Source organism: Streptomyces monashensis (genome assembly GCF_001866665.1).
Taxonomy (GTDB): Bacteria; Actinomycetota; Actinomycetes; order Streptomycetales; family Streptomycetaceae; genus Streptomyces; species Streptomyces monashensis.
Genome location: NZ_MLYO01000012.1, coordinates 147,239 through 172,246 on the forward strand (window position 1 = coordinate 147,239; position 25,008 = coordinate 172,246).

General features: G+C 70.3%; 33 protein-coding genes and 1 pseudogene. 16 read left to right on the forward strand and 18 right to left on the reverse strand.

From position 1 onward, the window contains the following. Positions 1–69: 69 nt before the first annotated feature. The 4 genes and pseudogenes from BIV23_RS05425 to BIV23_RS05435 all read right to left on the reverse strand — a co-directional run bounded on the left by BIV23_RS05425 (position 70) and on the right by BIV23_RS05435 (position 2,676). Complete coding sequence (locus BIV23_RS05425) at positions 70–327, reverse strand: hypothetical protein (protein WP_071379586.1); 258 nt, start codon at positions 325–327, stop codon at positions 70–72. A 796-nt stretch (positions 328–1,123) separates the two neighbouring features. After that, complete coding sequence (locus BIV23_RS05430; protein ID WP_245790391.1) at positions 1,124–2,056, reverse strand: transcriptional regulator; 933 nt, start codon at positions 2,054–2,056, stop codon at positions 1,124–1,126. 111 nt (positions 2,057–2,167) lie between these two features. After that, positions 2,168–2,359: pseudogene (locus BIV23_RS53120) on the reverse strand (helix-turn-helix domain-containing protein); the annotation flags it as partial. Further along, on the reverse strand, positions 2,356–2,676 hold the full coding sequence (locus BIV23_RS05435) for a putative quinol monooxygenase (protein WP_071379588.1): 321 nt from the start codon (positions 2,674–2,676) through the stop codon (positions 2,356–2,358). The pseudogene BIV23_RS53120 and the gene BIV23_RS05435, both read right to left, overlap by 4 nt. 193 nt (positions 2,677–2,869) lie before the next feature. Between BIV23_RS05435 and BIV23_RS05440 the strand changes: the two genes are divergently transcribed. The 14 genes from BIV23_RS05440 to BIV23_RS05510 all read left to right on the forward strand — a co-directional run bounded on the left by BIV23_RS05440 (position 2,870) and on the right by BIV23_RS05510 (position 10,316). Next, positions 2,870–3,202, forward strand: a complete 333-nt coding sequence (locus tag BIV23_RS05440) for an SCO3933 family regulatory protein (RefSeq protein ID WP_071379589.1) — start codon at positions 2,870–2,872, stop codon at positions 3,200–3,202. 2 nt (positions 3,203–3,204) lie between these two features. Beyond that, positions 3,205–4,542 (forward strand): FtsK/SpoIIIE domain-containing protein, encoded by a 1,338-nt coding sequence (locus BIV23_RS05445; protein WP_071379590.1) that lies wholly within the window; start codon positions 3,205–3,207, stop codon positions 4,540–4,542. An 82-nt stretch (positions 4,543–4,624) separates the two neighbouring features. Further along, entirely contained in the window at positions 4,625–4,831 is a 207-nt protein-coding gene (locus BIV23_RS05450; RefSeq protein ID WP_071379591.1) for a hypothetical protein, read from the forward strand. Positions 4,832–5,109: 278 nt separating this feature from the next. Continuing rightward, positions 5,110–5,382 carry a hypothetical protein gene (locus BIV23_RS05460; protein ID WP_071379593.1) on the forward strand — a complete coding sequence of 91 codons (273 nt, stop codon included), beginning with the start codon at positions 5,110–5,112 and terminating at the stop codon, positions 5,380–5,382. Further along, complete coding sequence (locus BIV23_RS05465) at positions 5,379–6,014, forward strand: DUF2637 domain-containing protein (RefSeq protein ID WP_071379594.1); 636 nt, start codon at positions 5,379–5,381, stop codon at positions 6,012–6,014. The genes BIV23_RS05460 and BIV23_RS05465 overlap by 4 nt, the downstream gene beginning before the upstream one ends. A gap of 19 nt (positions 6,015–6,033) precedes the next feature. After that, entirely contained in the window at positions 6,034–6,213 is a 180-nt protein-coding gene (locus BIV23_RS05470) for a hypothetical protein (RefSeq protein ID WP_071379595.1), read from the forward strand. A 1-nt stretch (position 6,214) separates the two neighbouring features. Beyond that, positions 6,215–6,400, forward strand: coding sequence for a mobile element transfer protein (locus tag BIV23_RS05475; RefSeq protein WP_071379596.1), 186 nt, complete (start codon positions 6,215–6,217; stop codon positions 6,398–6,400). A 19-nt stretch (positions 6,401–6,419) separates the two neighbouring features. Next, positions 6,420–6,737 (forward strand): SpdD protein, encoded by a 318-nt coding sequence (locus BIV23_RS05480; RefSeq protein ID WP_071379597.1) that lies wholly within the window; start codon positions 6,420–6,422, stop codon positions 6,735–6,737. Position 6,738: 1 nt separating this feature from the next. After that, positions 6,739–6,975: a hypothetical protein gene (locus tag BIV23_RS05485; RefSeq protein WP_071379598.1), complete on the forward strand. Its 237-nt coding sequence runs from the start codon at positions 6,739–6,741 to the stop codon at positions 6,973–6,975. Positions 6,976–7,066: 91 nt separating this feature from the next. Continuing rightward, positions 7,067–7,249: a hypothetical protein gene (locus BIV23_RS05490; RefSeq protein WP_071379599.1), complete on the forward strand. Its 183-nt coding sequence runs from the start codon at positions 7,067–7,069 to the stop codon at positions 7,247–7,249. 5 nt (positions 7,250–7,254) lie between these two features. Continuing rightward, positions 7,255–7,461, forward strand: coding sequence for a hypothetical protein (locus BIV23_RS05495; protein ID WP_071379769.1), 207 nt, complete (start codon positions 7,255–7,257; stop codon positions 7,459–7,461). 4 nt (positions 7,462–7,465) lie between these two features. Next, positions 7,466–8,854, forward strand: a complete 1,389-nt coding sequence (gene repSA / locus BIV23_RS05500; RefSeq protein WP_071379600.1) for a replication initiator protein RepSA — start codon at positions 7,466–7,468, stop codon at positions 8,852–8,854. Between the two features lie 2 nt (positions 8,855–8,856). Then, the gene (locus BIV23_RS05505) at positions 8,857–9,054 is read left to right on the forward strand and encodes a helix-turn-helix transcriptional regulator (RefSeq protein WP_071379601.1); all 198 of its coding nucleotides are present in this window, start codon (positions 8,857–8,859) and stop codon (positions 9,052–9,054) included. Then, a complete protein-coding gene (locus BIV23_RS05510; protein WP_071379602.1) occupies positions 9,054–10,316 on the forward strand; it encodes a tyrosine-type recombinase/integrase in 1,263 nt (420 codons plus the stop codon). Before BIV23_RS05505 ends, BIV23_RS05510 begins: the two co-directional genes overlap by 1 nt. A 179-nt stretch (positions 10,317–10,495) precedes the next feature. Here the strand turns inward: BIV23_RS05510 and BIV23_RS05515 are convergent, their stop codons facing one another. Then, positions 10,496–10,702: a hypothetical protein gene (locus BIV23_RS05515; protein ID WP_071379603.1), complete on the reverse strand. Its 207-nt coding sequence runs from the start codon at positions 10,700–10,702 to the stop codon at positions 10,496–10,498. Between the two features lie 297 nt (positions 10,703–10,999). On the opposite strand from BIV23_RS05515, the gene BIV23_RS05520 reads away from it, so the two are divergent. Beyond that, entirely contained in the window at positions 11,000–11,665 is a 666-nt protein-coding gene (locus tag BIV23_RS05520; RefSeq protein WP_071379604.1) for a YceI family protein, read from the forward strand. Positions 11,666–11,752: 87 nt separating this feature from the next. On the opposite strand, the gene BIV23_RS05525 is transcribed toward BIV23_RS05520, so the two are convergent. The 5 genes from BIV23_RS05525 to rpsB form a co-directional block, all read right to left on the reverse strand. Continuing rightward, the gene (locus BIV23_RS05525; protein WP_079172971.1) at positions 11,753–12,895 is read right to left on the reverse strand and encodes a phosphatidate cytidylyltransferase; all 1,143 of its coding nucleotides are present in this window, start codon (positions 12,893–12,895) and stop codon (positions 11,753–11,755) included. Beyond that, the gene (frr, locus tag BIV23_RS05530; protein WP_071379770.1) at positions 12,895–13,452 is read right to left on the reverse strand and encodes a ribosome recycling factor; all 558 of its coding nucleotides are present in this window, start codon (positions 13,450–13,452) and stop codon (positions 12,895–12,897) included. Before frr ends, BIV23_RS05525 begins: the two co-directional genes overlap by 1 nt. Positions 13,453–13,627: 175 nt before the next feature. Next, entirely contained in the window at positions 13,628–14,386 is a 759-nt protein-coding gene (pyrH, locus tag BIV23_RS05535) for a UMP kinase (protein WP_071379606.1), read from the reverse strand. Between the two features lie 228 nt (positions 14,387–14,614). Further along, positions 14,615–15,451 carry a translation elongation factor Ts gene (gene tsf / locus BIV23_RS05540; protein ID WP_071379607.1) on the reverse strand — a complete coding sequence of 279 codons (837 nt, stop codon included), beginning with the start codon at positions 15,449–15,451 and terminating at the stop codon, positions 14,615–14,617. Positions 15,452–15,624: 173 nt separating this feature from the next. Beyond that, positions 15,625–16,524, reverse strand: coding sequence for a 30S ribosomal protein S2 (rpsB, locus tag BIV23_RS05545; RefSeq protein WP_071379608.1), 900 nt, complete (start codon positions 16,522–16,524; stop codon positions 15,625–15,627). A gap of 273 nt (positions 16,525–16,797) precedes the next feature. On the opposite strand from rpsB, the gene BIV23_RS05550 reads away from it, so the two are divergent. After that, positions 16,798–17,385 carry a murein hydrolase activator EnvC family protein gene (locus tag BIV23_RS05550; protein ID WP_245790381.1) on the forward strand — a complete coding sequence of 196 codons (588 nt, stop codon included), beginning with the start codon at positions 16,798–16,800 and terminating at the stop codon, positions 17,383–17,385. Between the two features lie 789 nt (positions 17,386–18,174). On the opposite strand, the gene BIV23_RS05555 is transcribed toward BIV23_RS05550, so the two are convergent. From BIV23_RS05555 to lepB, 8 genes are all read right to left on the reverse strand, one after another. Beyond that, on the reverse strand, positions 18,175–18,732 hold the full coding sequence (locus BIV23_RS05555; protein ID WP_071379610.1) for a TetR/AcrR family transcriptional regulator: 558 nt from the start codon (positions 18,730–18,732) through the stop codon (positions 18,175–18,177). Positions 18,733–18,847: 115 nt separating this feature from the next. Further along, complete coding sequence (gene whiG, locus BIV23_RS05560) at positions 18,848–19,690, reverse strand: RNA polymerase sigma factor WhiG (RefSeq protein WP_071379611.1); 843 nt, start codon at positions 19,688–19,690, stop codon at positions 18,848–18,850. 347 nt (positions 19,691–20,037) lie between these two features. Beyond that, a complete protein-coding gene (gene dprA, locus BIV23_RS05565; RefSeq protein WP_071379612.1) occupies positions 20,038–21,195 on the reverse strand; it encodes a DNA-processing protein DprA in 1,158 nt (385 codons plus the stop codon). After that, the gene (locus BIV23_RS05570) at positions 21,192–22,817 is read right to left on the reverse strand and encodes a YifB family Mg chelatase-like AAA ATPase (RefSeq protein WP_071379613.1); all 1,626 of its coding nucleotides are present in this window, start codon (positions 22,815–22,817) and stop codon (positions 21,192–21,194) included. Before BIV23_RS05570 ends, dprA begins: the two co-directional genes overlap by 4 nt. Further along, positions 22,818–23,180 (reverse strand): YraN family protein, encoded by a 363-nt coding sequence (locus BIV23_RS05575; RefSeq protein ID WP_071379614.1) that lies wholly within the window; start codon positions 23,178–23,180, stop codon positions 22,818–22,820. Positions 23,181–23,295: 115 nt separating this feature from the next. Continuing rightward, on the reverse strand, positions 23,296–23,604 hold the full coding sequence (locus BIV23_RS05580) for a DUF2469 domain-containing protein (RefSeq protein ID WP_014675276.1): 309 nt from the start codon (positions 23,602–23,604) through the stop codon (positions 23,296–23,298). Positions 23,605–23,660: 56 nt separating this feature from the next. Next, positions 23,661–24,185 carry an NUDIX hydrolase gene (locus tag BIV23_RS05585; protein WP_071379615.1) on the reverse strand — a complete coding sequence of 175 codons (525 nt, stop codon included), beginning with the start codon at positions 24,183–24,185 and terminating at the stop codon, positions 23,661–23,663. After that, entirely contained in the window at positions 24,175–24,960 is a 786-nt protein-coding gene (gene lepB, locus BIV23_RS05590; RefSeq protein WP_071379616.1) for a signal peptidase I, read from the reverse strand. Before lepB ends, BIV23_RS05585 begins: the two co-directional genes overlap by 11 nt. Positions 24,961–25,008: the final 48 nt, after the last annotated feature.

The window sequence follows — 25,008 nt, forward strand, 5'->3', positions numbered from 1 at the left end:
GGGCCGATCGTCCACTGAGGTCCAGCGCCGATCGCTGCTGTTCGCGCCTGTTGGTGTCAGCCGCTGGTGTCAGGCCATGCCGACCCGCTTGACACGCGGCCGCGGAAGGCGCGCTGCGATCACACGCACGACGATCAGAACGATCACTGCGACCACCAACCACGTAGCCTGGCGAAGCAGAGCGGTCATCGCCTCGGCGTTGATCACGCAAGTCACGACCACGGCCAGCGCGATCATGATTTTCTTGCGACTGTGAGTCCCGCGTGCGACAGTTTCAAGCAGGTGGGTGTCGAGCGCTGACAGCCTGCCAAGACCCGGGATGGGCATACGTCCTCCTTGGTTGTCAGAAGGGCGCGCCCGGATCCTCTTCCCAAAGGCGGGCGCGCCCTTCGGTGTTGGTGCTCCAACGGTATGGCACGACGCCGAGACCCCAGGCCGCGCAAGGCAATTGAACCTTGCGGTACACGGGGTAGCACTCGTCACGACATACGTGTGTCAGCGCGCTGACGCCCTTATACCCCTGACCTGTGGAAATAGGGCGGCTATACCACGCGGCACTGACAGAACCCCGTTCATAACGCCTGCGTTATATCCTGCACCCAGCCTTTTCGTAACCTATGCACCCATTTGTATAGTGACTCGAATCACATACTGGGATAGCGGTACCTCCACCTCAACCCACACCCTCCCCAGCTCCCATCCCGTACGCCGTCGACCCACACCACGGTGGAGCGGGCGTGGTTCATGGCGTCCAGGTGGAGCGCGCCACTGTACGAACGACCTGGACGCCATGGGCCGCGTCTGCTCGGCTCTGCCTGGGTCGATGGTGTGCGGGATGGGAGCCCCCAGCATCCGCCACGACGGACCCGCAGTCGGGAACGGCGCCCCCTCCATCCCGGTGCCGGCCGATCCCCCGCCGGAGGCACTGTTCTGACCATGGCCGCGATGTGCGGTGATCGGCTCATGGCCACCGGCCCTATCCACCAGTGGGCGCGCGTCGGCGCAGCGCGGGCGGAGCGGGCCGGAGGCAGGAGCGTCGCCCGCAGCGGAGCCGGGAAGCGCGCCCGGCGGAGCGGAGCGCAGCCGGGGCTTGATGAGGTAGAGAAACCTGTAACAGCTCGGTCTAGAGGACAGCGCTCCGCTCGGCCAAGTCACGCAAGGCTTCAGGCACTCGGGGACCGGAGAGTTGGATCAAGTCTCGAATGACCCCGCGGGCAAGGTGGTGGTCTTGGATTTGCTCGGGCGCCAAAGCCTCGGCCTCCAGGATCGCGGCTGTGGCCTCGCCGACGTGTCGCCGCTGCGCGTGTGCTCGCGCCACGTCAAGCAAGAAACGCGACTGCCGCTCGGGCGACAGGCCCGATGTGTCAACGTCCTGGGCCACCTCCAGGGCAAGCCCCGCATCCCCTAGCTCAACCGCTGTACTTACGGCGTGGACCTCCACGTTCGTCGGCCCAAACTCCGTGTCAAAGTCGTTGCGGTCCTCACCCAACCGAGCCGCGATCCCTCGCGCCCGCTCAATGTGTTCATGGGTCCGTCCCCGATTCCCCTCCCTCGCGTTGATCACCGCTAGGACCAGGTTCATTGCGCCCAACAGCGACAGTTCTTCAGGCGGGCACGCTGGGGCCTCTGCCCTTGGCGCCATGACGGCTACTGCGGACTTCGCTGCCTGCTCGGCCTGCTCCATGTGCTGTTGCCGCATGAAGGCATGCGCCATGCGGAAGAGGCTCGCAACGACCTCCAGGGGCTGTCCCGCAAGTTCGGCTGCTTGCAGTGCCCGGTCTGCCGCGATCCATGCCGCATCCGCCTGGTCCTGTCGCGTGAAGCTGGCTGCGGCTACCTGGTACGCCTTGGCGCGTAGAGAGTGAAGCTCCGTGCGCTCACCTGCGGGCGCGTGACGTACTGCGGTCTCGATGCTGGGCAGCAACTTGGCCAGATGATCGCTCAGCGCCGCGTAACTCGATGCGTGCACGAGAGTCCACGCCTCTTCGACCTGGTCACGGAAGTCGGCAAGCGACGGAGTCGGTTCGGCTGGAGGTTGCTGAAAGAGGCTGCCCAACGCGGGGTGACCTGTGAGGGCTACTCGTAGTCCGTCGAGGTCGTTGCTCCTCGCCGGGGCCTCTGGTTCGGCTTCCTCTGCTGGGGGAGCGTCTGGCCGAAGCTCTCGCACCGACACGTTGAGCGCGTCAGCCAGAGCTTGCAGAACCGACAGTCGCTCGACGGGCTGTACGCCTCTTTCGACCTGAGACACCCAGCTCTCTGAACGCCCCATCGCGGCGGCAAGGTCGCTCTGCGACATGCCTGCGGCGCGGCGCAGCTCCTTGACCCTCGGGCCTAGGGCCGCGGTGTCGGAAGTTGTCACTTCTCGGCCCCGGTCGGGTACTTGCCAGCGTACGGCTGGAGGCGGTCAACCTCGGTCTTCTCGACGTACTTGTCCCGCTCCGTCAGGAAGTGACGCGTGTGCGGCTGGCGCTCGTGCTCCTCGAAGGCGGCTCGATCGGCGTACAGCTCGAAGAAGATCCGCTCATTGGGGGCTCCCTCGACCTCGTGGCACGCGTACACCAACGTGCCCGGCTCGTGTGCCTGGATCCCTGCGGCGGTCTCTCGGATCAGCGTGTCAAACGCCTCGCCAGCGCCGCTGCGAAGAGTGAAGCGGACAAAAAGCCCGTAAGTGCTCATTTATTCCTCCCTTGCCTTCGTGCTCAGTCTCGCAGACCCGGAGTTCCGCTACTAGTCGCAGTTTTTCTGTTGACTCGCAGTTTTTCTGCGAGTAGCTTCGGTGGTGTCGCAAGAACAAGGCGCCCCCGGGCTACGTGCCATCCGCCAAGATCACGACGCAGCCCGGGGCTCATCCCAAGAGGGAGACTCCAGAATGCCGTCATTCAAGATCGACGTTTCGACCGCTGTGGTGTTCGTGGCGACCGCCCCGGAGGCCAAGATGGTCAACAAGAAGACCGGTGAACGGGCCGTGGACCGGGAGACCGGTGCGGACCTGTCGACCGTGGGTCTGCTGGTCTCGGATGAGGGGGAGGGGAACCTCTACCAGGTGACCGTGCCGGAGACCGGTCTCCCCAAGGGGCTGACGCCGGGTACGCCCGTGGCCGTGACGGGTCTGAAGGCGCGTGACTGGGAGAACGAGTTCAACGGTCAGAAGCGTCACGGGATCTCGTTCCGCGCGGTCGCGGTCACCCCGCTGGGGGCCTGATCATGACCGACGTAGCTGCCTGGTTCGAGCTGGGAGGTGCCGCGGCTGGTGTCGGTGGGCTCGGCTATGCCAAGGCCCGTGCCCCGCGCGTGTACTGGTCGCTGGTGGGTCTGCCGGTCACCTGGTCCCGGTTCACCTGGAACTACAACTCCACGATGGAGGTGTGCGGGCTGACGGTGCAGCCGTCTCGCCTGCGGGCGTTCATGACCCGGAACGTTGCCCGTCGGGAGGTGCGGCCGGTGCCGCCGAAGGTCCGCCGGGTTAGGCCGACCATGACCGGTCTGAGGATTACGCTGCGGCTTCCGGCGGGCCTGGAACCGGCCGACCTGGCTGCCGCCTCCCAGCGGCTCCGGCACGCCTTCGGGGTGCAGTCGGTGACCGTGGTGGAGACCAAGCCGGGGTACGTCGAACTGAGGATGACCGGGTACGACGTGCTTCGGCGGGTCCGGCTTCCTCGCTCGGCCCGCCCTCGTGACCTGGTCGTCCCTGTCGCGCTGCGGGAGGACGGCACGGTCTTCGAGCGGGACTACCGCAAGGTGCCGCATGCGCTGACGCTCGGGGCGAACCAGTCCGGCAAGTCGGTGTATCAGCGCAACCTGGTCAAGGGTCTGGCGCAACTGCCGGTCGCTCTGGTCGGGATCGACTGCAAGCGCGGGGTGGAGCACAGTGCCTATACGCCGCGGCTGTCGGCTCTGGCCACCGATCCGCAGAGTGCCGGGTACCTGATTGACGCTCTGGTCGGCGAGATGGAAGACCGCTTCGACCTGCTTTCCCTCCATGGTGTCTCCGATGTGTGGGCTCTGCCGGACAAGGTCCGCCCGGTCCCGCTCGTCGTCCTGGTCGATGAGGTGGCTGAGCTGTTCTGGGTGACCTCGAAGAAGGATGAGGCGGCTCGGGACCGCACGGTCATGCAACTGGTCCGGCTGGCTCAGATGTCCCGTGCGGTCGGGATCTACCTGGAGGTGTGCGGCCAGCGTTTCGGCTCCGACCTCGGCAGGGGCGCGACCACGCTGCGCGCTCAGCTCACCGGGCGGGTCGTGCACCGGGTCAACGACAAGCAGACCGCCGAGATGGGCTTGGGAGACATCGCCCCGGACGCGGTCTCTGCCGTGACCGTGATCCAGCCGGATCGCCCCGGTATCGCGGTGGCCGGTGACACCTCCGGCGGCTGGTCCCGCATCCGCACCCCGGAAACCACCCCCGAACAGGCCGCGGCTGTCTGCCGCGAGTTCGCCCACCTGACGCCGGAGTTGCCGTTCCTGGCACCGTTCCGGCCCGTCCTCGGCATCCCGACCCCGAAGGACGCACCGGCTGTCGAGTCCATCCCGGCCGCTCCCTGATCACCCCTGCTCCACGGTCGGCGTGACCGCCTCGCGCCAGGTCCCTACCCGAGCCATGCCTGAAGCAAGGAGATCACCCGTCATGTGCCCGCACTGCGAGGACTTCGCCCGCACGGTGCTGATGCTCGGCCAACTCGCCCTCTACGCCGACATGACCAGCGCGGATCAGGACTTCATCGACGCCATCGGCCCGTCCCTGGCCGTGTCGCTGCCGGAGCCGCCGCCCGGCGTCTTCCCGCCCGGCTACGACCCGAACGAGGGGCCCGAGTACCCCGGCCAGGAGCGGTGACCATGGCCACCGCGAAGAGGCCCGCCACCCGCCGCAAGGCGGCTCCGCCGGAGCCTGAGCCTGCGAAGTGCCCGGTCTGCAAGGGCACCGGAGAGGTCTCCCGCACCGTCGGGGTCGGCCGCAAGCACCGTGCGGTTGGGGCTCAGACGGGCCTGTGCCTGAACTGCCTTGGCTCCGGCGACGCCCCCGCCGACTAGCCCCGCTGCCGAGACCGGGCGGCCGACCACCAACCGCCCGCCCTGGCCCCGTCCCGATCACCAGAACGGAGACGCCTCACCATGTCTCAGCCGCTGACCACCTTGGACGATCTCACCGCGGATGACTTCCTGCGTCGGCTCGCTGCACTGCGAGATCAGCGGGAACAGATCGACCGGGACATCCGCGCCTGCCTGGCCTACGCGCGGGAGTTCACCGGCCCCCGTCCGTACACCCTGGCCTCGCTGGCTGAAGCGGCCGGACTGTCCATCTCGGGCGTTCGCACCGCCTACACCCCGGCCGACTGTGAGGCCGTGGCCCGTGCGCTGGGCCGCGCTCCCCGGAGGCGGGGATGACCCGGCCCACTGGGCGCCTCCGCCCCGATGCCGTCCTCGTACAGGCCGTGATTGCCGGGGCCCTGTCCTTCGCCCACCTGCACGACCTTGCCGCCGCGGCCGGACAGTCCGGCTGGAAGGCCTGGGCCTACCCCGTCTCGGTCGACCTGCTCCTCGTCGCCGCCTGGCGCAGGCTGCGGGTGCAGCGCTCCCGGCTGGCCTGGTGCTGGTTCCTCGTGGCCCTGGTCGCCTCACTCGGCGCCAACGTCGCCACCGCCGGATTCCTCGACCTGGCCAACCCGCCCGCACTGCTCCGCCTCGGCATCGCCGGATGGCCCGCCCTCGCCTTCCTCGGCGGCACCCTGCTCGCCCACTCGCCCACACCCGACCCGGCCGACAACCCGGCGCCGGTTCGGCCGGCACCCACAGCACCCGCACCCGACCCGGAGCCGGAGCAGATCACCGCCCCGGAGCCCGCTCCGGCTCTGCCGGAAACGGCCCCGGCTGTGCCGCCCGCGCTGGTCGAGCACGCCCGCAAGGTCGCCGCCGACCACCGCACCCGCACCGGCACGGACATCGACACCGCCACCCTGCGCGCCCGGCTCGGCGTCCCTGACGACCTCGCCGGGGCCATCGCCGCCCAACTCGCCTGACACCCAAGGAGGTTCAACCATGCGCCCGTCCATCGAGTCCGCTCTGAAGCGGTCTGCCGAACTCACCCGGAGCAACCGGCTCGTTGACGCCGTGGCTACGGCTGAAGCCGCGATGAACCAGGCCACCGGCGACGAGCACGCCGAGATCCGGCAGTGGCTGACTGACCACGCCGACGACTTCACCGGGTCGGAGGGCTGACGTGCGCCCGAACCGCTTCTACGACGTGATCCGCATCGGGCCCGTTCAGGTCGGCTCGTACAACAACGGCCGTGGTCAGATCCGGCACGCCGCCGCCTGCACCGCCCCGAAGTGCGGCTTCTCCACCGACCACGGCGACCGCTCGGCCGCCGAACTCGCCGCCCGCACCCACCACTGCACCGCCTGATCCGGAAGGAGACCCGCTCGTGTTCACCCCGAAGTACCCGACCCCGGACACCGCCCCGGCACCAACCGTCATCCAGCCGCAGGCCCCCGCCCTGGCCCCGGCCCCTGCCGTACAGGCCCCGGCCTTGATCGCGCCCGTGGCCCCGGTCCCGAACCGGCCGACCATCCAGCTCACCCCCGGCACCGCGCTCGCCCTCGTCGGCGGTGGCACCGCCGTGGTCCTCGTCGTCGGCGCGGTCCTGGTCTCGCTCCTGCTGGCGGTCGCCATCACCGGCATGTCCGTCGCCGTGACCGCTGTCGTCCTGCGCTCGCTCGTCAACAACCAGAAGGGTCACTGACATGGGCTTGTTCAGCCGCAAGAGCAGCACGCCGGAACCCGCCCGCAACGAGGAGATGGTGGAACTCGGCCGCGAGTACGCCATCGCCCGCCGCCACCGCGACACCAAGGCCATGAACCGGATCATGCGGCAGGTCGGCAACGACAAGGACGTGACCGACCTGAGCGACTTCCGCGCCGGCCAGGAGTCCTACGACTCCATCCCGCCCATCCCCCGCGGCCGCAACCGCCGCCGCTAACGGCCCCCGGGGCGGCTCTCTCGCCAAAGAACCGCCGCCCCGGACGCCTCCACCCATTCCTGATCCACGGACCCGAAAGGGAAGCCCCATCATGCCTCAGCGCGCCCTGAACACGCCCGTCTGCCGCGACTGCGACGGCTTCTCCACCGCCGCCATCGACACCGGCACCCGCAACACCGACGGCACCCGCGCCACCCTCCGCGTGAACTGCCCGACCTGCAAAGGCACCGGCCACACCGCCCCCGCCCCGGCGCTCGCCCGGGCTGGGAGGTGATCGGCGTGTTCCGCAAGCCCTCCAGCGACCTGTACCCCACCGAGGAAAAGCCCGGCCTGCGCGTCCGCGGCGGCACCCGCTACACCAGCTCGCAGGGCGACTACGTGTGCGGCAGCTGCGGCGCGGAGGACCACGCCAACGGCGACGACAACGTCAAGGCCCTGGTCGAGGACTACACCGCCAACCACGGCCCCTCGCACGGAAGGAAGTAACCGCGTGACCACCGCCACTACGGCGGGCCTGGACCCGGTCACCCTCGCCGATGTGCTGAGGCTGGCCGGGTCTCCGGACTACGTCCGCATCCAGGACCAGATCCGCCGTACCGGCGGCTGCTCCGACCCGATCCACCTGCAAGGCTCCACCGTCACCCGCGACACGGTCACCGGGCAGGTCCTGCACCACTACTCGACCGACACCGAACCCGGCGGACGGCTCCGCCTCGCCTGCGGCAACCGCCGCGCCTCCCGCTGTCCCTCCTGCGCCTGGACCTATGCCGGAGACACCTACCACCTCATCCGCGCCGGACTCGTCGGCGACCCGACCAAGGGCACCCCCGAAACGATCAGGGATCACCCCCGCGTCTTCGCCACCCTCACCGCCCCCTCGTTCGGCCCGGTCCACAACCGGCACGACAACCGGCCCTGCCGGTGCGGCACCCGACACAGCGAGGACGCGCCCGAACTCGGCACCCCGCTCAACCCCGACACCTACGACTACGCGGGCGCCGTGCTGTGGAACAACCACGCCTCCGACCTGTGGCGCTACTTCACGATCTACCTGCGCCGCGAGATCGCCCGTCACGCTGGCCTCACCCAGAAGGAAGCCCACGCACAGGCTCGCGTCTCCTTCGGCAAGGTCGCCGAGTACCAGAAACGCGGTGCCGTCCACTTCCACGCCGTGATCCGCTTCGACGGCCCCGACGGACCCGACAGCCCACCTCCGGCCTGGGCCACCCTCGACCTGCTCACCGACGCCATCCATGCCGCCGCGGCCCGGGTCCAGGTCGACGTGCCGACCGCCGGGGACCAGCCCGCCCGCAGCCTCACGTGGGGCAAACAGCTCGACGTGCGCCCGATCCGGGCCTTCGGCAAGGGCGAAGAGATCACCGAACAGGCCGTCGCCTCCTACGTCGCCAAGTACGCCACCAAAGCCGCCGAGACCACCGGCACCGTCGACCGCCGCATCGGCAACAAAGAGGCCCTGGCGCTGCTCGGCGTGCCCGACCATCCCGCCCGGCTCATCGCGGCATGCCTCGACCTGCACGCCCTCTACCCGGACCGGAAGCTTCGGGACTGGGCTCACATGCTCGGCTTCCGGGGCCACTTCTCCACCAAGTCCCGCCGGTACTCCACCACCCTCGGCGCCCTCCGCCAGGTCCGCGCCGACTACCGCGCCGCCCAGCAACGCGCGGCCCTCGGCCTGCCCGACCCCGACGACGAGACGGAGGCAACCACGCTCACCCTCGCCCACTGGACCTACGCCGGCCACGGCCACACTCCCGGCGAATCCTGGCTCGCCGCCAACATCCGCCGCGACATCCAGCACAACCGCGAGATCGCCCGCGACGAACTACCCGCCCTGCTCGCCGACGAAAGGAACTTCTGACCATGGCCTCAGAGCTGCCGAACCGGTTCCTGACCCCTGAGGACCTGGTCGAGATGTTCGAGCTTCCCAGCGTGGAGACGGTCTACCAGTGGCGCCGGAAGCACACCGGTCCCCGCGGCTTCCGGGTCGGCCGACACCTGCGCTTCGACCCCAGTGACGTGCGGGCCTGGGTGGACTCCCAGCTTGGGGAGGCTGCCTGATGGCTGGCCACATCCAAGACCGCTGGTACAAGACCGAGACCGGGCCGAACGGTAAACCTGGCAGGGTCAAGACCGAGCGCTACGGCACCGGCATGCGCTACCGCGCCCGCTATATCGGGCCCGACGGCACCGAGAAGTCCAAGAGCTTCCCGGACCGACAGAAGCGCCTCGCTGAGCAGTGGCTGACCGATATTGCGTCGGACATGTCGCGCGGCCAGTACATCGACCCGCGCGCAGCTCGGATCACCTTCAAGGGCTACGCCGAGAAGTGGCTCAAGGCGCACGGCATCGACCCGGCCAGTCAGGTCGTCGTCGAGCAGCGGTTGCGCCTGCACGCGTTCCGTCTGATCGGCTCACGGCCGCTGGACTCGTTCCGCCCGGAGCACATCCGCGGCCTGGTGAGCGCGCTGGAGAATGACCCGGCCGTGAGCGGCGGCTACGCGCGGAACATCTACGGCGACGTGCGGGCCGTTCTCAGTGCAGCCGTTGACGACGGGCTCTTGCCTCGCAACCCGTGCTCCGCGAAGTCCGTCCGTCCGCCGGCCGCCGAGCAACGCCGTGTTGTGCCGTGGCTGCCTACCCAGGTTCGCGCGGTCCGTGCCGCACTCCCCCAGCGCTACCGGCCCATGGTGGACGTGGGTGCCGGGTGCGGGCTGCGTCAGGGCGAGATCGTGGGGCTGGCGGAGGATGCGCTCGACTTCGACGGCGGCATCATTCGGGTAGTCCGGCAGGTGAAGCTGATCCGCGGCAAAGCCGTGTTCGCCCCTCCGAAGTGCAACAAGGAGCGGGACGTACCACTGCCGCCCTCCGTGGCTGAGGCCCTGCGGGCCCACATGGACGCCTGCAAGCCGGTGGAGATCACGTTGCCCTGGCGTAAGCCGGACGGCCCGAAGGTGTCGGCCCGCCTCCTGTTCACGAACACCGCGAGCGGGCTCGTCTGGCGCAGCAACTTCAACATCCAGGAGTGGAAGCCTGCTCTCGCGGCTGCTGGCTTCATCGCGGAAGCCGGGACGGACGGCAAGTACCAGTCCGCCCGTGAGCACGGCATGCACGCGCTGAGGCACTTCTACGCCTCGGTGCTGCTGGACGCCGGCGAGAGCATCAAGGCCGTGAGTGAGTACCTGGGGCACTCCGACCCTGGGTTGACGCTGCGGGTGTACGCGCACCTGATGCCGTCGAGCCAGGAGCGTACGAGGAGGGCGGTGGATCGGGTGCTTCTGCCGGCCCCGCGCGAGCCTGACGGCCCAGAGACGGCCCAGTGACCCGCACCAGGCCCCCTATCCGCGCCGAACGCGCTGGTAGGGGGCTTATTGCTGCCCAACTACTGCCAGTTCTCCGGGCTTAGGCATGGCGTTACCAGTGTCGCAGATCCACTGGGGTGGCCTGGGGCCGGCGGTCGCTACGGCCGTCGTCGGCGGTCGTCACCGGCCCGGTGCGCCGCTCAGAGGCAGGGGACGTTGGCGTAGCCCGGGTAGAAGTAGCGCCCGGCCGGGCCGGCGCTGTGGACGCAGCGGTCGAAGCCGGGGCTCTGGGGCTTCGGGCTCTCGGTGGCGGCGGTCGCGGTCGGAGCGGCGAAGGCGATCACCCCGAGGACCACTGCCGCCACCATCGATTTCTTGCCCGGTATGCGCCTCCGGAACGTCTTCATCGTCGCCCTCCTTCGGGCTGGTACGGGAACGCCGCGCGGTACACAGGGCGACAGTTCGGCGCTCGTGATGGCGCCCATCCTCATATGCCGCAGACATGGCGTCAACACCCTAAATCCGGGCATTAACGCTGAAACTTGACTGTGGAGCGACCTGGCGCCGCGGTGGTGACGGTCCGGGTACAGCGAGTGCAACGTGTGCAGGGGACGGCGAGCGACGTGTGAAATTCTGCCGACGAACGGTCGGGTTTCCTGGTCAGGCCTTGTCCTGCTCTTTGCCGTGCCGTAACAACTGGCGCCATGAACCTTTTCGGCCGCAATTCCTTTCACCGGCGCGCGCAGCCGTCCGCCGCGCCCGTGGCGACCGCGTCACCGGTGGCCGGCGCCACCGCCACCGCCGTACTGCCCGACCCCGCGCTGTCGGCTCTCACCGGCGAGTGGCTGATCGATCCCGCGCACAGCAGGATCGGGTTCTCCGTACGGCACGCGATGGTGACCACGGTGCGCGGCGCGTTCGCGCAGTACGAGAGCCGGCTGTACTTCGACGGCCGCGACCCGTCCCGGTCCCGGGCCGACATCGTGCTCTACACCTCCAGCGTCGACACCGGCGTCGAGCAGCGGGACGCCCATCTGGTCGGCCGCCAGTTCCTGGACGCCGCGGCCCATCCGCGGATGACGTTCACGAGCACCGCCGTGCGGCTCGTGGGCAAGGACGTCTACCGCATGACCGGCGACCTCACGATCAAGGACACCACCCGTCCGGTCGACCTGGACCTCACCTACATCGGCCATGTCACCGACGCGTTCGGCGACGAGCGGGTCGGCTTCGACGGCACCACCACGATCAACCGCTCCGACTGGGGCCTTGCCTACGACGCCCGGCTGGCCCAGGGCGGGGCCATGGTGAGCGAGACGGTCCGCCTCCAGTTCGACATTGCGGCGATCCGCACCATCCCCGCCGCCTGACCCCGGCATGCGGAAGTGCCCCCGCCCTGCGTCCAGGGCGGGGGCACTTCCGCATGCGGCCACCGACTCACGACAACCACCGCCGGCTCACGCCGACCCGACGAACACCACCAGCAACAACCACACCACCGGCGCGGTCGGCAGCAGGGAGTCCAGGCGGTCCATGATGCCGCCGTGACCCGGGAGCAGGGTGCCCATGTCCTTGATGCCCAGGTCGCGCTTGATCATGGACTCGCCGAGGTCGCCGAGCGTGGCGCTGGCCGCGACCGCGAGGCCGAGCAGCAGGCCCTGCCACCACGTGCCGTCATCGATCAGGAACTGCATGCACAGCGCGCCCGCGACCATCGCGAAGGCCACCGCGCCCAACAGGCCCTCGCGGGTCTTGCCGGGGCTGATGCGCGGGGCCAGCTTCGTCCTTCCGAAGCGCCAGCCGACCGCATACGCACCGGTGTCGCTGACGACCGTCAGGAGGAGGAAGGTCAGGACGCGCCACGGGCCGTCGTCGGCCGTGAGCATCATCGCGACGAACGTGGCGAGGAAGGGCACGTAGAACGCCGCGAAGACGCCTGCCGTGACGTCCTTGAGGTAGCCCTCCGGCGGTTCCGTCATGCGCCAGACCAGGACCGCGAGCGCGGTGAGCGCCATGGCGACCCAGGCGCCCTCGGCACCGCGCACGTACCCGGCGACCACCATCGCCGCACCGCCCACCGCGAGCGGCACGAGCGGCGCCTTGATCTCCTTGCGCTCCCGCAGCCTGCTGGTCAGCTCCCACAGGCCCACGACCACGGCGACCGCGACCACGCCGACGAACACGGCCTTGTAGACGAACAGGGACGCGACGATCACCACACCGAGTCCGACGCCGACCCCTATGGCCGCGCTCAGGTCACGGCCCGCGCTCTTCTTCTGCGGCGCTGGCGCCGGCTGGGGGGCGTCGGGCATGGGCTCCGGATTCTGGTTCTCGGCCGAGAGGGACCCACCCGGTGCGGGCTCGGGCCGTACCTCGTTGTGGAACGGGGGGCCGCTCGGCCGAGCAGCCCCCCGGTCGTCCTGGTCCCCGCCATACGCGGGTACGTCGGGCACGATGGGCATGGGGCGAGTGTGCTGCGCCTGAGGCGCATCGTACGCGGGACCCGCCGGGGCGGCTCCCTGGGCGGGCCCGCCCCCGGTGGGCCCCCAGTAGCCGGCCGGACCCGCCGCCCGCGGCGCCCCCCAGGAAGAGTCGCTCATCAGACTTCGAGCAGTTCCGCTTCCTTGTGCTTCAGGAGCTCGTCCACCTGGGCGACGTACTTCGCCGTGGTGTCGTCCAGCTCCTTCTCAGCACGACGGCCCTCGTCCTCGCCGACCTCGCCGTCCTTGATCAGCTTGTCGATGGTGTCCTTGGCCTTGCGGCGCACGGAACGGATGGACACCCGGGAGTCCTCCGCCTTGCCCTTGGCGACCTTGATGTAGTCGCGGCGGCGCTCCTCGGTCAGCTCGGGGAACGTCACCCGGATGATGTTGCCGTCGTTGCTCGGGTTGACGCCCAGGTCGGAGTCGCGGATGGCCTGCTCGATGTTGCGCAGCGCGCTCTTGTCGAACGGCGTCACGACCGCCATGCGCGGTTCCGGCACGGAGAACGAGGCCAGCTGGTTGATCGGCGTCAGGGCACCGTAGTAGTCGGCCACGATCTTGTTGAACATCGCCGGGTGCGCACGGCCGGTGCGGATCGCGGCGAAGTCCTCCTTGGCGACCACGACGGCCTTCTCCATCTTCTCCTCGGCCTCGAGGAGGGTCTCTTCGATCACCACTTGCTCCTGCGTGTCTTGAGTAAGGCCCGGCTGCGGTTCCTCGTCGGGGCGGCGGCCGGCTGCGTCGCGTCTTCTTCCTGCACGGTTCCCGACCGGCAGGACATTGTCCATCCCCCGGCCAGGGGCCGGCCCCGTTACGGGGCCGTGCACCACCGGCCGGATCGATGCCGGGTCAGTCCCGGCTGCCCTGGTCGCCGACCAGCGTGCCGATCTTCTCACCCTTGACGGCCCGAGCGATATTGCCCTCCGCGAGCAGCTCGAAGACCAGGATCGGAAGCTTGTTGTCGCGGCACAGCGTGATGGCGGTGGCGTCGGCGACCTTCAGGTCGCGGGTGATGACCTCGCCGTAGCCGAGGGCGTCGAACTTGACGGCGTCCGGGTTCCGCTTCGGGTCGGAGTCGTAGACCCCGTCCACGCCGTTCTTGCCCATGAGCAGCGCCTCGGCGTCGATCTCCAGGGCACGCTGGGCGGCGGTGGTGTCGGTGGAGAAGTACGGCATGCCCATACCGGCGCCGAAGATGACCACGCGGCCCTTCTCCAGGTGGCGCACGGCGCGCAGCGGGATGTACGGCTCGGCGACCTGGCCCATGGTGATGGCGGTCTGCACCCGGCTGTCGATGCCCTCCTTCTCCAGGAAGTCCTGGAGGGCGAGGCAGTTCATGACCGTGCCGAGCATGCCCATGTAGTCGGAGCGGGCCCGGTCCATGCCGCGCTGCTGGAGTTCGGCGCCGCGGAAGAAGTTGCCGCCGCCGATGACCACCGCGATCTCGGCGCCGTCCCGGACGACGGCCGCGATCTCACGGGCGATCTTGTGCACCACGTCCGGGTCCACGCCCAGGCCGCCCCCGCCGGAGAAGGCCTCTCCGGACAGCTTCAGCAGAAACCGGCCGCGTACTTTGCCGTCGTCGCTCTTCTGGGCCTTGGTGGTCATGGGAGATCCCGCCTCTTTCACGTGTTGCACATACGAAGAAGGCCATTGCCGGCGGGGTCGCTTTTCGCTCCCATACGCGGCAATGGCCTCCTCGTCAGATCTGCTGCCGTCCGCCTCACGCCGGGGTGGGGCGGTGTACGCGGACGACTGCTTACGACCCTATCGGGATTTCTCCCGGGATCGCTCCCGGAATCCCTCCGTGGGTCGTGCGTCGATCACGGTACGGGCTCAGATGCCGACCTTGATGCGCGTGAAGCGCTTCAGGGTGACACCGGCCTCGTCCAGAACCTTCTGGACCGACTTCTTGTTGTCCAGCGCGTAGGGCTGGCCGAGCAGCGTGGCGTCCTTGAAGAAGCCGTTGAGGCGACCCTCGACGATCTTCGGCAGGGCGGCCTCGGGCTTGCCCTCGGCGCGGGTGGTCTCCTCGGCGACGCGGCGCTCGGACTCGACGACCTCGGCCGGGACGTCCTCCTTGGAGAGGTACTTCGGCGCGAAGGCGGCGATGTGCTGGGCGACACCCTTGGCGATCTCGGCGTTCGGCTTGTCCAGCTCGACCAGGACACCGATCTGCGGGGGCAGGTCGGGCATGGTGCGGTGCATGTAGGCCGTGACGTAACCGCCGGAGAACTGCGCGAAGCGGTCCAGGACGATCTTCTCGCCGAGGTTGGCGTTGGCCTCGTCCACGAACGCCTGGACGGTCTTGCCGGCCTCGATCTCGGAGGCGAGCAGGGCCTCGATGTCGGCCGGGGCGGTCTTCGCGACGTGCTCGGCGATGGCCTTGGCCACGGCCTGGAACTTCTCGCCCTTGGCGACGAAGTCCGTCTCGCACTTCAGCTCGACGAGGACGCCGGAGGTGTTGTCGTCGGCGATGATGGAGACCACGGCGCCGTTCTCGGCGGAGCGGCCCTCGCGCTTGGCGACGCCCTTCTGGCCCTTGATGCGGAGCGCCTCGACGGCCTTGTCGACGTTGCCCTCGGCCTCGTCCAGCGCCTTCTTGCAGTCCATCATGCCGGCGCCCGTGAGCTCACGGAGCTTCTTGACGTCGGCGGCGGTGTAGTTCGCCATGAGTCTGTGAGTCTTTCTCGAAGTCTGGAAGATCTTCAGGTCAGCACGGTTTTGCGTTCCACATGTACGCGCGGATCACATACATCGTGCCGACCTACGGGTGAACAGCGGGGGCGGACTTCACCGCGCCGGGGCGCTGTGGTGCCGTACCGCCCCCGCTGTCGACGCCTGCGTCAGGCCTGCTCGCCCTCGGCGGCCTTCTCCTCGGCCGGGGCGGCCTCGGCAGCCGGGGCCTCGGCGGCGGCCTCGGCCGGCTTCTCGGCCTCGGCGGCCGGAGCCGCGTCCTCGGAGTCCGCCTTCTTCTCGCCCTCGAGCAGGTCGCGCTCCCACTCGGCGAGCGGCTCGCCCGCGGCCTTCTCGCCCTTGTCACCGGTGGCGACGCGAGAGCGGGAGATGAGGCCCTCGGCGACGGCGTCGGCGATCACGCGGGTGAGCAGGGTGACGGAGCGGATCGCGTCGTCGTTGCCCGGGATCTTGTAGTCGACCTCGTCGGGGTCGCAGTTGGTGTCGAGGATCGCGACGACCGGAATGTTGAGCTTCCGGGCCTCACCAACGGCGATGTGCTCCTTCTTGGTGTCCACGATCCAGACGGCGCTCGGCACCTTCTGCATCTCGCGGATACCACCGAGGGTCTTCTCCAGCTTGGCCTTCTCGCGCGAGAGCACGAGAAGCTCCTTCTTGGTCAGACCCGACGCGGCGACGTCCTCGAAGTCGATCTGCTCGAGCTCCTTGAGGCGCTGCAGACGCTTGTAGACGGTCGAGAAGTTGGTGAGCATGCCGCCCAGCCAGCGCTGGTTGACGTAGGGCATGCCGACACGGGTGGCCTGCTCGGCGATGGCCTCCTGCGCCTGCTTCTTGGTGCCGACGAACATGACCGTGCCGCCGTGGGCGACGGTCTCCTTGACGAACTCGTAGGCGCGGTCGATGTACGACAGCGACTGGAGCAGGTCGATGATGTAGATGCCGTTGCGCTCGGTGAAGATGAAGCGCTTCATCTTCGGGTTCCAGCGACGGGTCTGGTGACCGAAGTGGACGCCGCTCTCCAGCAGCTCCCGCATCGTGACGACGGCCATGGCCGTATCTCCTCGAATTTCTCGGTTGTGCCGCGTCCGCCGGACGGCGGACGCGCCTGACGCCCGCGATGCGCCGTGCCGCTAAGGACCGAGAGGCGCTGACACCGACCGCTTGGCGGCCCGGTGTCGGGGCGTGCGAAGTCGACCCGGTGACCCGGATCGCCAGAAGAAGTGTACGGGACCGCCGGGGCACCGGGTGACGCCGCTCTCCACAACCGGGGAGTCGTCCACAGACTCCGGCCATGATCGGCGGGGCTGCGGGACGGTGTTCGCATGCGACGAGCGATGCGATACGCCCTGGTCCCGGCGTCCGTGCTCCTCTGCCTGGCGATGGCGGCCCTGCTGCCCCGCTGGGCCTGGGCGGACCCGTCTCCCCCGCCCCCACCGGCCCCGGTGCCCCGGATCGCCCGGACCTGGCCGGTGGGCGTACGGCCGCCGGTCCTGCGCGGCTGGGATCCGCCGGCGTCGCCCTACGGCCCGGGTCACCGCGGCGTCGACCTCTCGGCCCCGCCCGGCGCGCCGGTCCGGGCGGTGGCACCGGGCCGGGTGTCCTTCGCGGGGCGGGTGGCGGGGCAGGGCGTGGTGTCACTGGACCTGACGGGCACGGCCCTGCGCACCACCTACGAGCCGGTCAGCCCATCGGTACGAAAGGGCGACGAGGTCCGGACAGGAGACGTGGTGGGCACACTCGAACAGCCGAGCACCCCCCACTGCCCGACAGCATGCCTCCACTGGGGACTGCTGCGAGGCGGGACATACCTGAACCCGCTGTCCTTGCTGCCACCGTGGCTGCGAGAGAGGGGGCCGTCGAGACTGCTGCCGGTGCTGGACGTACCGCTGCCGGAGGGTGAGGGGCGGTAGCGGGTGGGGGCGGGCGGTCACGGTCCCGGGGCGGTGACGCTGAGGAACGGTCCTGATCCGGGGGCGGCCACGCCGCGCGGGCAACGGGGTGGCGGAGCAGCAGGCGACCGGGCTGCGGGAACGGTCGGGCCACGCGGGCGAAGTCACGCTGCGGGCAACGGGGTGACGGAACAGCGGCAGGTCGGGCAACGGGAACGGTCGGGCCACGCGGGCGCCGAGACGGCGGGCGGTCGCGCCCCGACCACCACGGCGGTGAACAGTCGCGCCGGGCCCACGGAGCCGCAGGCGATCAAGCCACCGGGGTGGCAAGGCCACAGGCGGTCGCGCCGCGGGGGGGGGTGAGGCCGCGGACGGTCGCGCCACAGGGGTGGTGAGACCGCAGGCAGTCGGGCCACAGGGGGGTGAGACCGCGGGCAGTCGGGCCACAGGGGTGGTGAGACCGCGGGCAGTCGGGCCACAGGGGGGGGTGAGACCGCGGGCAGTCGGGCCACCGAAGCGACGCAGCCGCAGGCAGTCGGGCCGGGCCCGCCGGAGCAGTTGAGCCGCGGACGGTCGCGGCGCCGGGGCGATGCGGTCGCTGTCGGCCAGGCGACGGCGGCGGGCCCGGTGCGGACCGGGCGACGGCGGCGAGCCCAGTGCGGGCCGAGGACGGCGGCGAGCCCAGTGCGGGCCGGGCGACGGCGGCGAGCCCAGTGCGGGCCGAGGACGGCGGCAGGCTGGGAGCGGGCCGGGGGCAGTGGCGAGCCCGTGTGTGTGGGGGCGGTGGCGGCCCCGGCGCGCGTGGGGGCGTCAGCCCTGTACGCCGTGCAGGACCATCGTCACCGCCGCGTCGGTGACGGCCTCGGGGACCTCCGCCGCCCCCAGCTCGATCCTGCGCACCGCCGCGTCCACGACCCCCTGGACCAGCATGGCCGCCAGCCGGGGCTGCTCGTGTCCCATCTCCCCGAGTGCCTCGACGATCATCGCGACCAGACCGCCGTGTGCCGCCCGGATCTTCTCCCGCGCGCCGGCGTCCAGCTCGCTCGCGGAGATGGCCACGACCGCCCGGTGCCGCCGGTCCCCGACCAGCGCCAGCTGCCTGCGCACGTACGCCTCGACCTTGCCCTCGGGCGATTCCTCCCGCTCCATGGCGGCGGCCACCTCGGCCGCCCACAGCGGAAAGTCGACTTCGCACAGCTCCTCGACCACGGCGGCCCGTGACCGGAAGTACTCGTACACGGACGAGCGCGCGAGCCCCGTCCGCTCGGCGAGAGCCGGGAAGGTCAGCGCCTCCGTCCCGCCCTCGGACAACAACGACCGAGCCGCGTCCAGCAGGGCGGCTCGCTGCATCGACCGGTGCTCGGCCACGGAGGCCGCTCGAATCCTTGGCACGCCGTCCACTTTACGGACGCCCCGAGCCGAACGGGAGAGCCGATCGCCCGCGCGAGATCGGCGACAGGACCGCGCCGGCCCCGCACCGGCCTCACTGTCCGAAGCTCGCCAGCTTGGCCCGCAGCTGGAGCACGGACTTGGTGTGGATCTGGCTGACCCGGCTCTCGGTGACCCCGAGGACATTGCCGATCTCGGCGAGCGTGAGCCCCTCGTAGTAGTACAGCGTGACCACGGTCTTCTCGCGTTCGGGCAGTGTGTTGATCGCGCGCGCGAGAAATCTGCGCAGTTCGCGGTCCTCGGCCACCTCCACGGGATCGTCCGCGGCGGTGTCCTCCAGCGTGTCCATGAGGCTGAGCCGGTCGCCGCCCTCGCCGCCGACATGCAGCAGCTCCTCCAGGGCGACCACGTTGGCCAGCGACAACTGGCTGAACACGGCGTGGAGTTCGTCCACCTCCATCTCCAGCTCGGCGGCGACCTCGCCCTCGCTCGGGGTGCGCCGCAGCCGCGCCTCCAGGGTGGCGTAGGCCCGCTCCACGTTGCGCGCCTTCTGCCGCACCGACCTCGGGATCCAGTCCAGCGCCCGCAGCTCGTCGATCATCGCGCCCCGGATCCGGGTGATCGCGTACGTCTCGAACTTGATCTCCCGGTCGATGTCGAACTTCTCGATCGCGTCGATCAGCCCGAAGACCCCGGAGGAGACGAAGTCTGCCTGCTCCACATTGGGCGGCAGCCCGACACTCACCCGGCCGGCCACGTATTTCACGAGCGGCGAGTAGTGCAGGATCAGCTGCTCCCGCAGCCGGTCGTCACCCGTCGCCTTGTACGACCGCCACAGCTCGTCGAGCGTCGAGGGAGCGGGCGGCCGCGCGCTGCCACCGTCGCGGGCGGCTGGGGGGATCGCCGCCCGGTCTGACCCGGAGGTGTGCTGGGGCATTCGTCGCCTAGTGCCGTTCTGCCGTGAAGTGCTGTGAAGTGCTGTGAAGCGCCGTGGGGTGTCGTGAGTGCCGCGGGCCGGCGGTGGTGGGGTTGGCGGGTGAATGGGCTGCCTGGGTGAGCTGTCGGTCTGATGTCGAGTTGGTGCGATCTGTATCACTGACTTCGTGAGCGTAGCGTGACTGAGGTGTCGCGGTGTGCGAACAACGAGGCTCCACCCCTGCGCGGCCCCTCCGGCCGGTCTCGCGAGCGCGCCGTACAACCCGCTCCGCGCGACCGGCCGACGGCGCCAACTCCGGGAAACGTCAAGGGCGTCGGGCATTCCCCCGGACGGCCGAACCCCCCGGGTCAGCGGGGGTCGTGACCGGTGCGGACGGACATCACCGCCTGGCGTGTCAACTTCCAGCCGTCGCCGTGTCGTTCGACGTAGCCAAGTGCTCGGAGTTCGTACAGTCTCGCGATCGCCTCGTCCCGCGTGGTCCGCGCGCCGAGCGCGATCTCGTCGGCGGGGGCCGCGCGGTCGCCGGGCAGGGCGGCGAGCACGGCCCGGACAGGGGGATCCAGCAGATCGCGCGGAAGCACGGGCCCGCGCCGGACCGGCGCCAGCTCGCCGATGTCGCCGACCAGCTCGACGATCTCCGCGGCGTCGGTGACCAGTGCGGCCTCGCCCCGCAGCAGTTCGTGCACGCCGGCGGAGAGTGCGCTGGTCACGGGGCCGGGCACGCCCATGGTGAACCGGCCGAGACGCTGTGCGGCCCGTGCGGTGGACAGGGAGCCGCTGCGGTGGGCGGCCTCCACGACGACGGTGCCTCGGGTCAGTGCGGCGATGACGCGGTTGCGCAGGATGAACCGGCTCGGCGTCGGATGGTCGCCCGGCGGCAGCTCGCCCACGACCAGTCCCTGCTCCGCGATCCTGCCGATCAGGGCGGCATGGCCGCGCGGGTAGGGGCGGTCGACACCGCAGGCCAGGACGGCGACGGTGGCTCCGCGGCCGGCGAGGGCGCCTCGGTGGGCGGCGCCGTCGATGCCGTAGGCCCCACCGGACACCACCACCCAGCCCCGCTCGGCGAGCCCGCTGGCGAGGGCGGCGGCCACGTGGGCCCCGTACTCCGTGCAGGCCCGAGCCCCCACGACGGCCACGGATCTCAGCGCCCACACCCGCAGGCTGGGCCGTCCGCGCACCCACAGTCCGAGCGGCCGGGCGTCCCCGAGATCGTCGAGCTGCCGGGGCCACTCCGCGTCGCAGGGTGCCACGAACCGTGCCCCCGCACTCCCGGCCGCCTCCAGATCCCGCTCGGCATCGGCCTGCGCGGCTCGCGCGACAAGCCCCGCCCACCGCTGCTCGCTCACCCCCGGCAGCACTTCGCCGCCCCGCAGCCGCCGCACCACCTCCCCCACTCCGAACTCCCGCACCCACCGCCCTCCGACCTCGTCCCCGGGCTCGATGACGCGGGTGAGGAAGATCCGGCCGAGCAGTTCGCCGTCGCGGCTGTCGTCCGCTGTCATGCCGACGCCCCGATGGCCATCGGCACACCGCGCGGCACCCCCGTGCGCAGTTGCAGGGCCAGGGCGACGTCCGTGGCGTCCGGGCGGTCGTGTCCGACGAGGTCGGCGACCGTCCAGGCGACGCGCAGGACCCTGTCGATCCCGCGGGCGGTGAGCATGCCCCGCTCGAGGTTGCGCTCGGCCTCGTCCATCGCGCCGGGCGCCGCGTGATAGCGGCTGCGCAGCTCCCGGCCGGGCACCTCGCTGTTGGTGCGCCACGCGGTACCGGCGAGGCGGGCCGCCGCCCTTTCCCGGGCCTGCCGCACCCGCCCGGCCACGGTCGCCGTCGACTCGCCGCGGGCTCCGGGTTCGGTGAGCTGGGCGCGGGTGACCGGGTCGACCTCGACGCGCAGGTCCACCCGGTCCAGCAGCGGGCCGGAGAGCCGGGACTGGTAGCGGCGGATCGCCGACGGCGGGCACTCGCACAGCGAGTCGCGTTGCGAGAAGCGGCCACAGGGGCAGGGGTTGGCCGCCAGCATCAGCAGGAAGCGGGCCGGGAACCGCACGACGCCCGCGCTGCGGGCGATCACCACATGCCCCGACTCCAGGGGCTGGCGCAGCGCGTCGAGGTTCTGGCTGTGGAACTCCGGCGCCTCGTCGAGAAACAGGACTCCGCGATGGGCGAGGGACACCGCACCGGGGCGTGCGACGCCGGGGCCGCCGCCGACGAGTGACTGCATCGTGGCCGAGTGGTGCGGGGCGCAGTAGGGGGCGGCGTCGATGAGCGGTTTGCCCGGTGGCAGCAGTCCGGCCACCGAGTGCACGGCAGTGACCTCCAGCGATTCCTCCCGGGTGAGCCGGGGAAGGACGGCCGGCAGCCGTTCGGCGAGCATGGTCTTGCCCGCGCCCGGCGGCCCTTCGAGGAAGAGATGGTGTCCTCCGGCGGCGGCCACCTCCACGGCCGTACGGGCCGAGGTCTGGCCGACGACGTCCGCCAGGTCGTGATCGTGGTCGTGCTGTGCGGCCCCGACGCTGTGCATGCCGGTGGCCGCGCCGGTGCCGGGCATGCGCAGACCGGCCAGGAGCGGGTCCGGGCGGCCCTGCTCGTCCGGTTCCTCGTCGGGGACGGGTTCCTCGGCGAGGACCGCGATGAGCTGACGCAGGCTGCGGACACCGAGCACGGACACCCCGGGGACCAACGAGGCCTCCGCGGCGGCGCACTCCGGTACGACCACCTGCTCGTAGCCGGCGTCGGCCGCCGCCAGCACCGCGGGCAGGATGCCCCGCACCGGCCGTACCCGTCCGTCCAGGCCCAGCTCTCCGATCATGACGATGTCGGCGAGGACGCGGGGATCGATCCGTTCGGCGGCGCCGAGCACCGCGCAGGCGACGGCCAGGTCGAAGCCCGAGCCGGCTTTCGGCACCGATGCCGGGCTGAGCCCGACGGTGAGCTTCTTCTGCGGCCATTCGCCGCCCGAGTTCACCACCGCCGCCCTGACCCGGTCCCGGCTCTCCGTCAGGCTCTTGTCCGGGAGGCCGACCAGGGTGAAGGCGGCGACGCCGGGTTCCAGGTCGGCCTGGACCTCGACGACCACTCCTTCGACACCGACCGGGGCGACCGAGCATGTGCGGGCGAATCCCATTCAGGCCACCCCCCGCGCGTGCTCGACGGACGGGGCACCGCGCCGGGGCAGCAGGACACCGACCAGGTCGATGCGGACGCCGCCCGGGGGTGCTCCTCCGTGGGCCTGGATCCAGTGCTCGGCCAGCTCGCGAAGTTTCGCCGCTTTCTCCGGGCCCACCGCGGCCATCGGGTGTTCGTAGTCACCGCCCCGGCGGGTCTTGACCTCGCAGATGACCAGCGCGTCCCCGTCACGGGCCACGATGTCGATCTCGCCGGACCGCCCGCAGCGCCAGTTCCGCTCCAGGATCGTCATGCCGGATGCGGCGAGCCGCCGGGCGGCCAGGTCCTCGCCGTACTTGCCGAGTGCTTCTCGTGCGTTCATGTCGGCACCACCTCCGGCGCCAACGGTCACGCATCCGACCGCACGATGTTGATCTTGGTGAGCTACTCAGCGGTTGTGGAAAACGTCGCCACCCTTTCGAGTGAAACTGACGTCATCAGCCGCCCGGAAGCTCCAGGTCGCTCTTGTTCAGCTCTTCGATGTTCACGTCCTTGAATGTCAACACGCGTACCTGCTTGACGAACCGAGCCGGCCGGTACATGTCCCAGACCCAGGCGTCGGCCATCGTCACCTCGAAGAACACCTCGCCCTGGACCGAGTGCACCTGCATCTCGTAGTCGTTGGTGAGGTAGAAGCGCCGCTCAGTCTCGATCACGTATTTGAACAGACCGACGACATCTCGGTACTCCCGGTAGAGCTTCAGCTCCATCTCGGTCTCGTACTTCTCGAGGTCCTCGGCGCTCATGGCATGTTCCCCTTCAGCCGTGCGATCCCACCATTGTGCGCCAGTCCCGGGTGCCCTCAGACGATTTCCGTGTCGAGGGTCATAGGACCGGCCGGGGGACCTTCGTCGAGGAGCCGCTGGAGCAGCTCGGCGAGTCTGGTCGGATACACCGTCTCATGTGCCCGGGTCAGTTCCCGGCACGTCCACCAGCGCGCTCCGGCGACACTGCGCCGCTCCAGCTCCGTGAGTGCGGTCGGCGCGGTCGCCGTCTGTGCCGTACGGGCCAGGTAGTACCACTCGTCCTGGTCCCAGCGACGGCCCGCGAAGGGGAAGGAGCACCTGCGCCGCCACAGCACCGGGCCGAGTTCGACCTCGGTGATGCCCGTCTCCTCGGCCAGTTCCCGCAGCGCCGCCTGCTCGCGCGTCTCGGCACCCTCCAGACCGCCGCCGGGGGTGAACCACCAGTCGTCCGCCGGGTCTCCGGGCTCATGGCCGTGCAGGAGCAGGATGCGGTCGTCCGGGTCGAGCAGGACCACCCGGGCCACCTTGCGCGGCCCGCTCTCGTGCGTGTCCTCGCCGGTCCGCGCGGCCTCAGCGGGCACCGGCCGCCTCCGGGCGGGCACCGCGCGCGCGGGAGCGGCCCTTGCGCGCGGCGATCGGGCCGTAGGCACCGCCCGCGAGCACCAGCACGGCACCGGCGGCGATCAGCAGCTCGATGATGCGCAGCGGCCCGGGCTGGGAGAGCGGGCCCAGCGCCTCGAAGCCGGTCGGGCGCCCCAGCATGCCCTTCCAGGGCCAGACGACGGCGTCCACGCGCGCGGAGACGGCATCGCTGGAGACCGTGCCCTTGGCCGCGTCGGTGAGGTGGGCGGTGGAGTCGAGGGAGCCCTGGCGCTCGTCACCGAGGAGGAAGAGGCGGCCCTTGGGCACGGTCACGGTCGGGAAGTTCATGTTCTCGGCCAGACTGCCCTTGGGCAGATACGGTTCGTCGATCTGCTTGCCGTTGACGGTCAGCTTGCCGTTCGTGCAGCAGGAGACGGTGTCGCCGCCGACCGCGACGACCCTCTTGACCACCTTGGAGTTGGTGACCCAGGTCTTGTCCTCGAAGACGACGACGTCGCCGCGCCGGACGTCCCCGCCGTGGACGCGCTGGGCCAGCACGCGGTCACCTGCGTCGATGGTGGGGGTCATGGAGCTGGTGGGCACGGTGTACGGCCGGTAGGCCACGGCTGCCCAGGCGAATCCGCCGAGGAACAGCACCAGACCGAGTGCGACGGCCACCCCGGACAACCGCTGTCCGAGCCGGCTGCCGCCGGCCTGTGCCGTGCCTGTCCCGCCGCTGCGCGGGGCCGTACGCGTCGTGCTCTCGCCGCTCATGGACCCGCACCCTACCCGGCGGTACCGGGCGGGGGCAGCCCCTGTCCC

Coding starts and splice junctions, on each gene's coding strand:
- BIV23_RS05425 (WP_071379586.1), bottom strand. CDS start 327: ATGCCCATCCCGGGTCTTGGCAGGCTGTCAGCGCTCGACACCCACCTG.
- BIV23_RS05435 (WP_071379588.1), bottom strand. CDS start 2,676: ATGAGCACTTACGGGCTTTTTGTCCGCTTCACTCTTCGCAGCGGCGCT.
- BIV23_RS05440 (WP_071379589.1), top strand. CDS start 2,870: ATGCCGTCATTCAAGATCGACGTTTCGACCGCTGTGGTGTTCGTGGCG.
- BIV23_RS05445 (WP_071379590.1), top strand. CDS start 3,205: ATGACCGACGTAGCTGCCTGGTTCGAGCTGGGAGGTGCCGCGGCTGGT.
- BIV23_RS05450 (WP_071379591.1), top strand. CDS start 4,625: ATGTGCCCGCACTGCGAGGACTTCGCCCGCACGGTGCTGATGCTCGGC.
- BIV23_RS05460 (WP_071379593.1), top strand. CDS start 5,110: ATGTCTCAGCCGCTGACCACCTTGGACGATCTCACCGCGGATGACTTC.
- BIV23_RS05465 (WP_071379594.1), top strand. CDS start 5,379: ATGACCCGGCCCACTGGGCGCCTCCGCCCCGATGCCGTCCTCGTACAG.
- BIV23_RS05470 (WP_071379595.1), top strand. CDS start 6,034: ATGCGCCCGTCCATCGAGTCCGCTCTGAAGCGGTCTGCCGAACTCACC.
- BIV23_RS05485 (WP_071379598.1), top strand. CDS start 6,739: ATGGGCTTGTTCAGCCGCAAGAGCAGCACGCCGGAACCCGCCCGCAAC.
- BIV23_RS05490 (WP_071379599.1), top strand. CDS start 7,067: ATGCCTCAGCGCGCCCTGAACACGCCCGTCTGCCGCGACTGCGACGGC.
- BIV23_RS05505 (WP_071379601.1), top strand. CDS start 8,857: ATGGCCTCAGAGCTGCCGAACCGGTTCCTGACCCCTGAGGACCTGGTC.
- BIV23_RS05510 (WP_071379602.1), top strand. CDS start 9,054: ATGGCTGGCCACATCCAAGACCGCTGGTACAAGACCGAGACCGGGCCG.
- BIV23_RS05515 (WP_071379603.1), bottom strand. CDS start 10,702: ATGAAGACGTTCCGGAGGCGCATACCGGGCAAGAAATCGATGGTGGCG.
- BIV23_RS05520 (WP_071379604.1), top strand. CDS start 11,000: ATGAACCTTTTCGGCCGCAATTCCTTTCACCGGCGCGCGCAGCCGTCC.
- BIV23_RS05525 (WP_079172971.1), bottom strand. CDS start 12,895: ATGAGCGACTCTTCCTGGGGGGCGCCGCGGGCGGCGGGTCCGGCCGGC.
- pyrH (WP_071379606.1), bottom strand. CDS start 14,386: ATGACCACCAAGGCCCAGAAGAGCGACGACGGCAAAGTACGCGGCCGG.
- tsf (WP_071379607.1), bottom strand. CDS start 15,451: ATGGCGAACTACACCGCCGCCGACGTCAAGAAGCTCCGTGAGCTCACG.
- rpsB (WP_071379608.1), bottom strand. CDS start 16,524: ATGGCCGTCGTCACGATGCGGGAGCTGCTGGAGAGCGGCGTCCACTTC.
- BIV23_RS05550 (WP_245790381.1), top strand. CDS start 16,798: ATGCGACGAGCGATGCGATACGCCCTGGTCCCGGCGTCCGTGCTCCTC.
- whiG (WP_071379611.1), bottom strand. CDS start 19,690: ATGCCCCAGCACACCTCCGGGTCAGACCGGGCGGCGATCCCCCCAGCC.
- dprA (WP_071379612.1), bottom strand. CDS start 21,195: ATGACAGCGGACGACAGCCGCGACGGCGAACTGCTCGGCCGGATCTTC.
- BIV23_RS05570 (WP_071379613.1), bottom strand. CDS start 22,817: ATGGGATTCGCCCGCACATGCTCGGTCGCCCCGGTCGGTGTCGAAGGA.
- BIV23_RS05575 (WP_071379614.1), bottom strand. CDS start 23,180: ATGAACGCACGAGAAGCACTCGGCAAGTACGGCGAGGACCTGGCCGCC.
- BIV23_RS05580 (WP_014675276.1), bottom strand. CDS start 23,604: ATGAGCGCCGAGGACCTCGAGAAGTACGAGACCGAGATGGAGCTGAAG.
- lepB (WP_071379616.1), bottom strand. CDS start 24,960: ATGAGCGGCGAGAGCACGACGCGTACGGCCCCGCGCAGCGGCGGGACA.